Annotated in this window: 8 protein-coding genes; 2 read left to right on the top strand and 6 right to left on the bottom strand. The window is 52.4% G+C overall.

Features of this window, described 5'->3' with window-relative positions; genetic code table 11:
- The 4 genes from EJP87_RS10395 to EJP87_RS10380 all read right to left on the bottom strand — a co-directional run.
- Positions 1–573 (bottom strand): tetratricopeptide repeat protein (locus tag EJP87_RS10395; protein WP_130471806.1); only part of this gene is annotated, 573 nt, incomplete at its 3' end.
- Positions 574–589: 16 nt separating this feature from the next.
- The gene (locus EJP87_RS10390) at positions 590–1,654 is read right to left on the bottom strand and encodes an MlaD family protein (protein ID WP_130471805.1); all 1,065 of its coding nucleotides are present in this window, start codon (positions 1,652–1,654) and stop codon (positions 590–592) included.
- A 30-nt stretch (positions 1,655–1,684) separates the two neighbouring features.
- The gene (locus EJP87_RS10385) at positions 1,685–2,389 is read right to left on the bottom strand and encodes an ATP-binding cassette domain-containing protein (RefSeq protein ID WP_130471804.1); all 705 of its coding nucleotides are present in this window, start codon (positions 2,387–2,389) and stop codon (positions 1,685–1,687) included.
- Positions 2,382–3,197 carry an MlaE family ABC transporter permease gene (locus tag EJP87_RS10380; protein ID WP_193771288.1) on the bottom strand — a complete coding sequence of 272 codons (816 nt, stop codon included), beginning with the start codon at positions 3,195–3,197 and terminating at the stop codon, positions 2,382–2,384. Before EJP87_RS10380 ends, EJP87_RS10385 begins: the two co-directional genes overlap by 8 nt.
- 250 nt (positions 3,198–3,447) lie before the next feature.
- Between EJP87_RS10380 and EJP87_RS10375 the strand changes: the two genes are divergently transcribed.
- Both EJP87_RS10375 and EJP87_RS10370 read left to right on the top strand, forming a co-directional pair.
- Positions 3,448–4,101, top strand: a complete 654-nt coding sequence (locus tag EJP87_RS10375) for an OmpA family protein (RefSeq protein ID WP_193771287.1) — start codon at positions 3,448–3,450, stop codon at positions 4,099–4,101.
- Positions 4,102–4,290: 189 nt separating this feature from the next.
- Positions 4,291–4,509 carry a hypothetical protein gene (locus EJP87_RS10370; RefSeq protein ID WP_130471801.1) on the top strand — a complete coding sequence of 73 codons (219 nt, stop codon included), beginning with the start codon at positions 4,291–4,293 and terminating at the stop codon, positions 4,507–4,509.
- Here the strand turns inward: EJP87_RS10370 and EJP87_RS10365 are convergent.
- Positions 4,490–6,787, bottom strand: coding sequence for an MBL fold metallo-hydrolase (locus EJP87_RS10365; protein WP_130471800.1), 2,298 nt, complete (start codon positions 6,785–6,787; stop codon positions 4,490–4,492). The genes EJP87_RS10370 and EJP87_RS10365 overlap by 20 nt on opposite strands.
- Before the next feature lie 164 nt (positions 6,788–6,951).
- Positions 6,952–9,654, bottom strand: coding sequence for a preprotein translocase subunit SecA (secA, locus tag EJP87_RS10360; protein WP_130471799.1), 2,703 nt, complete (start codon positions 9,652–9,654; stop codon positions 6,952–6,954).
- Positions 9,655–9,917: the final 263 nt, after the last annotated feature.

The following is a 9,917-nucleotide window of genomic DNA, read 5'->3' as shown; positions in this document are numbered from 1 at the left end:
GCTCTCTCTCTGCAAGGCAGTGGCCTCCTGTTCCGCACGGTGCAAACACTGTTTGGCCTCGGCGAGCTGTCCCGACTCTTTATAAGCGATGGCCATGCCGTTCAAGACCCGTACCCGTTCCGCGCTCGCTGACCCCTCATCGCCACCCAGTTGTGGCCATAGCGCCTGCAAGGCCGTTAATCCCTCCTGCCAGTTACCCCGTTTGATGGTCAAGGCGGCCAGATGAGTGGCACACTGTTGTTCTCCCTGCCGATCCTGCAGCTCGGCAAAAAATTTTTGCCCCTGCTGTAAGGCATGGGCAGACTCCTGCAACTCACCGCGCACCAGATGGATGACTCCTATGTTAAGCAGAGCATTGGCGCTGGCGGGGCGATCATCACGCAGTTGCGCCAAGTGCAGTACTTTACGATATTCGACCAGAGCCAGTTGGGTGCGACACTCCCGGAACAGTTGTGCCGCTTTTTGGCGCGTGGACTCCCCCTTTTCGGCCAATGGCGGAGTGGTGGCTCCTCCCAGACAACCAGCCAGAAAGAGCGACAGCAGCAATACAGAAAAACGAGGGGAGAAGCGCATAAGTATCTCCTGGCAATCAGGGTGCTGCTACCGGCAACATCGGCAAGTCGCGTGGAGTCTCGCTCAAACGCCCTTGCGCGGGATCGCTTAAGGTGGAAGAACCAAAAAGAATGGAATGATTGACATTGTGCATTAAGGTTTCCGCTTCGCGCATGGTCTCCTGCCCTTGGTAGAGCAAAACCGGGATCTCCGGGCTGATTTGTCCCAATTGAGCCGTTACTTTGGCAATATCCATCGCGATTTGGTCGGTATGGCGCAATACCCCTTGTACCTGGCCAATCAGAGGGTGCAACTGCTTGAGAAGAGTGTGCATTTCAGCAACAGTTTGATCGACTTGTTGCAGGCTGCGGTTGGCCGACTGCTGCAGACCGTTCATCATCGGTGGGGTTGTCTGGCGCAACTGCTGCATCAGGCCGGAGGCATCACGCGCCAAACTCTCCAGGTGATCGATGGTGTGTTGCAGGTTGGGCCCTTTTTGGTTGACGGTGCGCCCCAATTGCGAGGTTTCACTCAGCGTGGCATTGGCCTGAGAGAGCGTCTGCTGAAACGGACCTTGCACTTCCAAAAGCTGGCTGGTCAAATTGCGGATATTGGCAGCCACCTTCTCCACATGCTCCAGAATGGCAGGCAGTTGGCTTAACATGTCGGTCAGATCACTGCCACGACCAAAGGCAATCTGCTGTTCCGGTTGCAGAATGGCATGGCTGGGAGAGCCCAGGCTGATGTCCAAAGAGGCGTTGCCAACCATCGGTTTGACCAGGGTGAGCACCGAATCGGCACGAATACGCTGCATATGTTTTTTCAAAACACGGATGGTGATGCGAATTTTATTTTCGGAGGTAAACTGCAGATTGGTGATGCGTCCGATCAAAATGCCAGCCAATGTCACTGGGGTATCAATTTTCAAAGTTTCGCCATGAGCCAGTTCACTGTGCAGGTTATATTTGGCATCAAAGGGGTTGTCAGTGGTGTGACCCAGCCAGATCATGCCCAAAACCAGGAGCATGCTGATAAAGATAAAGAGAGTGACGCTCTGTTTGAAGCGGCGGTCGCGGTTACGCCAGGAGAGAAGGTCAGACATGGCAGGTACCTTTGCGGCTGGTAAGCGGCGTCATTGATTGAGTGGCTGGATAACAGGATACGAAGGGAGGGCATGAATATGCAATGCTCCTGCATGCACAGTGGCCCGGCGCAACAACTCTTTGGGAAAAAAACGGGCCATGGCCGGGGTGCCACGCACCACCAAAGCCAGGGCTTGTGCCTCGATTTGTGGCAGCAGTGGGGGCATGAGCCGATCCAAATAGCTGGCGACACCATCATTATCGAGGAGAATCAGTTGTGGATTGTTTTGCATGGCGCGCAGCAGTGCCATGCGTCGTCGTTGTTCGATGGTGAGGGTGGCAGCAACGCGGTAGAGCAGCTCCTCTTCCTCGCCAAACTGTTGCAAAAGGGTGGTGAGGGTCTCCTGCAGGGCCGATTCGGGCAACAGATCATGATAGCGCCAGGGGAGGGCAAGGTTGTCAAAGATACTCCAGGAGGGGATAAGGCCATCGCCTTCCAGGAGGATGCCCATGCGCTGGCGCAGGCGGGCCAGGGAACGGGCGCTGCAGGTGCGCAGGTTGGTATTAAAGAGGCTGATAGTGCCACTGCGCGGCTGGATCAAGCCGGAGAGGACTTTGAACAGGGTGGTCTTGCCCGATTTGGCGGCGCCGTCGATCAACCAGATCTCACCAGGATGGATAAGCAGATTGATGGCCGGTGGTGGTTCGGGAAAGGGCAGGATGATCTCTTTCAGTTGCAAGAGAGGCTCAGCCATAGCGCACCAGGGAGAAGAGGGTGATGACCAACAGGCAACTGAGGAAGGAGCGGACAAAGGCTTTGGGCAGGTTCATGGCGGTTTGTACGGCGTTGGCGGATTGGAAGCCGTAATAGCAATGGATGGTGCCGATGGCCATGCCAAACCAGAGCATCATCAAGGCAGTCAGTCCCCACTCTTTCAGGGTGAGCATGGAGGCGCAGGCCCGCATCACCTGCAACCAGCCGGCATCATCAACCATGAGGACGATGGAGCTGGCACCAAGGATCGCTCCGGCAATCATCCAGGTGGTCAAGAGCAACATGGAGAGAATCATGCCGATGACCCGTGGTTGCACCAGCAGATGATGGGGATCGATTCCTTGCAGCAGCAACATATCGATAGCCTGTTGGCTTTGCATGCTGGCAATTTCCGAGGTGATGGCGGTCCCGGAGCGACCGATGGCGACAATGGCCGTGAGAAAAGGGATAAGCTGTTGGAAGAGCACTTTGGAGATCAGTGAACTGAGCATATCAATATCGGTAAAGCCGAGAGAGACCATGGGGACAACCATCAGGATGCCGAGGGCCAGACCGATAAAAAAGACAAGCTGCCAGCTTTGCAGCGTGGTGAAATAGATCTGTTGGATGGAGTGTTTGAGCAGATATTGGTAACGACCGGCTGAGGTATGAAAAAAGCCGGAGACAAGATTGCCAGACATATAGGAGAAGCGCCCCATGCCACCGGCAGTGCGCTGCATGGGTGCGCTGAGATAGCCAGGCAGGTGGGGCCGGGGGGGAGCAGAGGGTGTTGTCGGTTCAACTGACATGGCAGTCATGCGCATCAGAGAGAGGGAAATGAACAGGTAAAAATGGATTGTGCGGTGAAGCTGGCAGATCTGGCAAGCAAAAAATGATTGCGTGCTGGAAAGAGGATGGATAGAATGGGAAAGGTTAATGGCTCCGAGAGGGGTAGTGGTGCGTTTTCTTGGCATTACGGGTGAACGTATATTTGGCGGTCACCGGGTAAGGTCTTTAATTTTTGTGTTAACCTTTCAAGATAAAGGAATCGAAATCCCGATGAAAGTCACCAAGATAGCAGTGATGATGGGTGTTGCGGCGTTGTGGGCAGTATCGACAGTGGAAGCAGCCCCCCCTGGGCAGTGGAGCTTTGGTGGATTTACGCAATGGCATCCCAATGATGGACGGACAGGCTTGGGAGTAGCCGGTACGCAATGTTATTTTTGTAAACCGGAAGGCCAACCAGCCGCACCTCCGCCTCCTCCGCCTCCTCCGCCTGCCAAACAGCCGCCTGGTGATGAAGATGGCGATGGGGTAACAGATGATTTGGATCAATGCCCTGGTACGCCGAAGGGAGCACCGGTCAACAAGGTGGGCTGTTGGGTAGTGAAAAATCTGAACTTCCGTACCAATAGCGCGCAGATTGAGTCGAAAGATGCCAGTGGCTTGCGTGAGACCCTGGTGGTGTTGCAGAAAAATCCCAATCTGAAAGTGGAGATTCAGGGTCACACCGATAATGTGGGCAAGGCGCCCTACAACAAAAAGCTGTCGTTGGCGCGCGCCAATACAGTGATGAACTATTTTATCAGCCAGGGTGTGGACAAGAAGCGCTTGACAGCCAATGGTTATGGTTTGGAGAAGCCGGTCGCCAGCAATGCCAATGAGGCTGGTCGTGCCGAGAACCGTCGTGTGGAGTTGAAGGTTCTCAAATAGGTCTTGGCGCTGTTGGTGCAGTAGGGGATTCCTGGGGAGAGTTGCTCTTCCCAGGAATTTTTTTTGTTCTCAGTGGTTACTGTATTTCGCTTTTGTGCGCATGTGTGTACCGTGCTGGACAGGAGAATGAATATCTTTTTTTCATTCCTGATCGAGCCCAATAACGCAAAATAGTGACGGCAAACAAACATGTCTGATAGCAATTATTCAGCCGATTCGCTTTACCATCGTCTGTTTTCCCACCCGGAGATGGTCTCCGACCTGTTGCGCGGTTTTTTGGATCCGCTTTTGTTGGCGGAATTGGATTTGGGGCAGATGCACCGCCACAACAGTAAATTGACCTCCAGAAGTGGCAGTTGCCTGCTTGTTGGCATGGATCTGTTTTATATCACAAACTCTTCCGCTTGACGAAGATTTCCAGCATTTTCCAATGGACTATGGGAATGTCGAGCAGATCTTTTTTATGCACCCTGAAGAGGGAGGTGGCCTGTTCGGTGCGAAAATGCCACGCAGGGTTCGGCTCAAAAAAGAGTGATTCACCAAAAAATCCCCCCCCACGCACAACCTCCAATACCCTGCCCTGGGGATTGCAGATCTGTACCGCACCCTGGGCGACCAGCCACAATACGGGATGTTCGGGCAGTGGCAACTCCTCTTCGGCCTCATAATGCTCTGGGGTCATCTCGCGGGCAATTCCTCCCAAGGAAACAAACGAGGTCTGCTCGCCAAACAACCAGGTTTTGCGCAAAAAATCAACCTTGTCCAGAATCACCTCTACCTTGTGCAATATGCCATTGTTTTCCAGAAAAGCACGAAAGAGGGTGTAGGAAAAACGCATGATACTGCAATGGGATAAGGCCCGATAGGTGCCCTCAAATACCTTTTGTTTGCCAAAAAAAAGATTGACCCCAATCAAGGAGCCAAAAGAGAGATGATTGCGTACCCCAAAGGTCGATTCCAAATAGGCCACCGTTCCTGAAACCACCATATCAATACTGTGTTTGTGCTCGTCGGAACGATGAATAATCGTGCCGACGTTATATTCGATAATCGGTGAGTTGAGCAGCATGCGAATTTGCGCAACATCGACTTCAGGAAAAAATTCATGCAGATAGCGAAAAGCGCGTGGATAGAGATAATCCTGATAGCCAGGAATTAATATATCCATGGCTCCAAAAGAGGTCTCGGAACCGATTTTCATCTCTTCCAGAGTCAAAGGCCGATCGGTGTGCGAAAGAATCAAGCGCACGGAGGGATCATTGCGAAAATCTTCTGCCTTGCCGTGAATCAATCCCCCATCAATGTCGATCTTTTTGATGTCGGCCTTGATCAAATATTGCTCTTTTATTTTGGCAACAAACGCAGCCGGCAGATCCTCTGCTCCCTCACCGACCATTTTGTCCAGCACATGAAACGAGGCGATATCTGCCCAATGGGCATAGCTTTTATAGCCATCATTATCCATGGTGCGAAAAAGGAGAATATTGGTCTCGGTCGGATGCGGAGAGTAGATCGGCATCACATCCAAACCATCAAAGGTGTTCCAGCGATCAAACTGCAAATCACGAATATCAAAAAACTGTCCAAATTGCTGCTCATCCATCGAGACCAAAGCAGCAAATTTTTTGACCACCGCTGCCCGTACCAACGGTGTGGCATAATATTTTAATCGCTTTCCCGAATGCAGCAGGGCGGGTAAACCAGCAAAATGGTCATCATGTCCATGGGTGTGAAAAATTCCCTCGACCTCGCTGATGTTGATGCCCAAGGCACTCAAGGTATGAAACACTCCCGGTGCCGCATCAATCAGGTAGATACGGCCTTGCAGCATAATGACACTGGCCATGCTGGGGCGATGCGGATCCCAGCCATCTCCTTCCCCACGATGCAATACCGCATAATAGGGCTGTTGGATGCGATGGTAGCCTAAGGCATAGGAGGGTAAATAGTTGGTGTTGGGGGGCAGGTTCATATCGACATCGACATCACGACCGCGAAAGGCAAAACGGTAGCGATTAAAACCAACCCGTTGCACCGTGACTCCGTTGCGGATCGTTTTCTCTTCCTCACCCACCTCCAGAGCGTCCAACAATTCGGAGGGATGACGGATCTTGCCAAACGCAAATTTGAGTTTGACTCGCATCATCAATTCGGCCAGTTCTTCCTCAATACCGCAGGCCAGAATCTCCTCTTTGCTGATCAGTCCATAGTTGCCACGATAGATATATTCCATCTGGGCGCGAACCTGCACCGCTGAACCAATCAATAGCGGTTTGATTCCTGTATTATTGGGATGTCCGGGAATAATCATGCCCTGGCGATAGAGCATCTGCAGTACCGGAAACTCGGTCAAATTGGCAAAGCCACCATTTTGCACCAGCGAATCGGACAACAGAATGGCGTTGGGCCCGGTCTCGTAGGTCACACCGGCACGGGTAACGGTTTGGATCAACCCGCGCAAAACCAAATGCTTGACTACCTCGCTGGGAGAACCACACAAGATATACAAACCAGCGTCGGGGATTTGTAGCCACACCACTCCTGGAGTCACCTGAATGGTGACCAGGTTGTCCTCATCTACCCCTCGCAGCGGTTGCACAATAGGCTCCTTGTTGGTTGCACTGGCAGCACTGTCGGTCACTTTTTCTTTTGGCAGGGTAGAGCTGGCAGCCCCCTTTGCTTTCATGGTTTGGCTCCTGCAAATCACTTAGAGCTTGTTAATCCACCTACAGTGTTCCCCTCCATAGGCGTTGCGCATGCACTGATTTTTGCCCAATTGCATGATCTTTCGTCGTTTTTCAGCCCATGCCGGAACGGAGGGCCTGTTTGTGACGATGTCTGCAGCCGCTCTCAGGCCAATTGTCCGCAACATTGTTTATATTTTTTGCCACTGCCGCAAGGACAAGGTGCGTTACGGCCCACTTTTTCCCCTTCACGACGGTAAGGAGTGCGTGAATCGCTCTCTCCGGGGCTTCCTTCTTCATCCTCTTCCTGATAACTGGGATGGTGCATGGAGAGCTTTTTATCGCGCTGGGCTGCCCGCTCGGCTTCCAACTCCTCTACCTCTTCCTGACGGGAGACCTCAATACGGCAGAGGATCTCCACCACCTCCTCTTTAATCCGGTTTAACATGCCGTCAAAGAGTTGAAAAGCCTCACGTTTATATTCATTAAGCGGATCTTTTTGGGCATAGCCGCGCAGATGGATCCCCTCTTTCAGATGATCCATATTCAACAAATGCTCTTTCCAGAGTGAATCCAATACCTGCAACAGAATGCTTTTTTCCAGATAGCGCATCAGAGTAGCGCCAAGGCGCTCCTCACGCTCTTGGATATGGGTTTGCATCGCTTGACGGGCCCGTTCCAGGATGATGTGACTGGTGACCCCATCTTCATCGCGCCAGGCTGCCATCCCGTTGATATGCACACCAAACTGCCGCAACAGATTGGCCTGCAGGAGATCCAATTGCCAATCTTCTGGCAAGGCGGTCTCAGGGACTGATTCGGCGACCAGAGCATCCAACAGCTCTTCACGAATGCTTTCGATATAATCGGCCAGATCCTCCTGCTGCATGATCTCCAGACGTTGCTCGTAGACCACTTTGCGCTGCTCATTCATGACATCGTCATATTTGAGCAGGTTTTTGCGAATATCAAAGTTGCGTCCCTCCACCTTTTTCTGGGCGGATTCGATGGCGCGGTTGATCCAGGGATGGATAATTGCTTCGCCCTCCTGGAGACCAAGCTTTTGCAGCATGCCATCCATGCGCTCGGAGCCGAAGATACGCATTAAATCATCCTGCAGCGACAGGTAGAAGCGGCTGGAACCGGGATCCCCTTGGCGACCGGAACGACCACGCAGTTGATTGTCGATACGTCTGGCTTCATGACGTTCACTGCTGAGGATATGCAGTCCGCCCAGCGCGATGACCTCTGCTTTTTCTGCAGCGCATTCGGCACGGATGGCGGCTTCCAGTGCCGGACGCTCCTCCTCAGGCACATTTTCGGCGATTTCCCGGGCGATACGCATATCGGGGTTGCCGCCCAGTTGAATATCGGTACCGCGTCCGGCCATATTGGTAGCGATGGTGACTGCTCCTTTACGTCCGGCTTGGGCGACGATTTCCGCCTCTTTTTCATGATATTTGGCATTCAATACGGTGTGCTGAATCTTCTCTTTGCGCAGCCGTTTGGAAAGCTCTTCTGATTTTTCGATGGAGATGGTGCCCACCAGCACCGGTTGACCCCGCTCAAAGCAGTCACGCACCTCTTCGATAATGGCGACCAATTTTTCTTCGTGGGTACGGTAGACCACATCATCATGATCGATGCGAATCATCGGGCGATGGGTGGGCAGGATGATGACTTCCAAGCGGTAGATCGATTCAAATTCAGAAGCTTCGGTATCAGCAGTACCGGTCATGCCGGCCAGCTTGTTATAGAGGCGAAAAAGATTTTGGAAGGTGATGGAGGCCAGGGTTTGTGACTCATTTTGGATGATCACATGTTCTTTGGCTTCCAGGGCTTGGTGCAGGCCATCGGAATAGCGGCGACCGGGCATCATGCGACCGGTAAATTCATCAATGATCACCACTTCGCCATCTTTGACAATATAGTCGCGATCTTTTTCAAACAGTGCGTGGGCGCGCAGCGCCTGATTGACATGATGCACGGTTTCCACATTGCCAATATCATAGAGATTGCCGCTTTTGATGATCCCTTTTTCTATCAGCAGGTTTTCGATCAATTCGCTGCCCTCTTCGGTGAAGACCACAGTGCGTGATTTTTCATCGATTGTAAAATGGACCAGTTTCTGCAGATGTGGAATCAGGCGATCGACGCGATAATATTTATCGGTATTATCTTCGGTAGGACCGGAGATAATCAGCGGGGTGCGCGCTTCATCGATAAGAATGGAGTCCACTTCATCGACGATGGCATAGTGCAAAGGCCGCTGCACCAGTTCTGCGACAGTAAACTTCATGTTGTCGCGGAGAAAGTCAAAGCCGAACTCATTGTTGGTGCCATAGGTAATATCGGAGTTATAGGCTTCCCGTCGTTCATCATCGTCGAGGCCGTGGATGATCACGCCGACAGACATTCCCAAAAAGCGATAGATCTTGCCCATCCATGCGGCATCGCGTTGTGCCAGATAGTCGTTGACGGTGACCAGGTGCACCCCTTTACCGGTCAAGGCGTTCAGATAGAGAGGCAAGGTTGCTACCAAGGTTTTGCCTTCACCGGTACGCATTTCGGCAATTTTGCCCTGATGCAGCACCAACCCTCCCAGCAGTTGCGTATCAAAGTGGCGCATTCCCAGCACACGTTTACTGGCTTCGCGCACTACGGCAAAGGCTTCTGGCAGCAGGTCATCGACTGTTTCTCCCTCTTGCAAGCGGCGTTTGAAAAGATCGGTCTGACCGCGCAAGGCGTCATCGCTTAATTTTTCCAAATCCGCTTCCAGACTATTGATCTGATCGATGACTCCTTGCAGTTTGCGCAGGTAGCGATCATTACGGGAACCAAAAATTTTGCGGGCGAGTGTGCTGAACATAAAGGGATTCCTTGCAACCGTTAGAGGTGAACCTCTCCTTATACCAATTTTTTCATCTAATGGCAAAGCAAGGACATGGCCGTGCAGGGCAATCGCATTTGCCAATTTCCTCACCGTTGCCACAAGCGAAACTGTGCATGTCGGGCGTCCGCCCTCCCAAAGAGTGCCCCTGCGGGGCACAAATCTGTGCGGCGTGCGCGAATGCTTAAGCATTCGCTTTTGTAAAACGCCGCACATTTTCAGCAGGGCTTTGCCCTGCACCC

This window comes from Candidatus Magnetaquicoccus inordinatus, from assembly GCF_004217665.1.
GTDB classification, from domain to species: Bacteria; Pseudomonadota; Magnetococcia; order Magnetococcales; family Magnetaquicoccaceae; genus Magnetaquicoccus; species Magnetaquicoccus inordinatus.
This window is presented reverse-complemented; position numbering and strand designations above follow the sequence as displayed.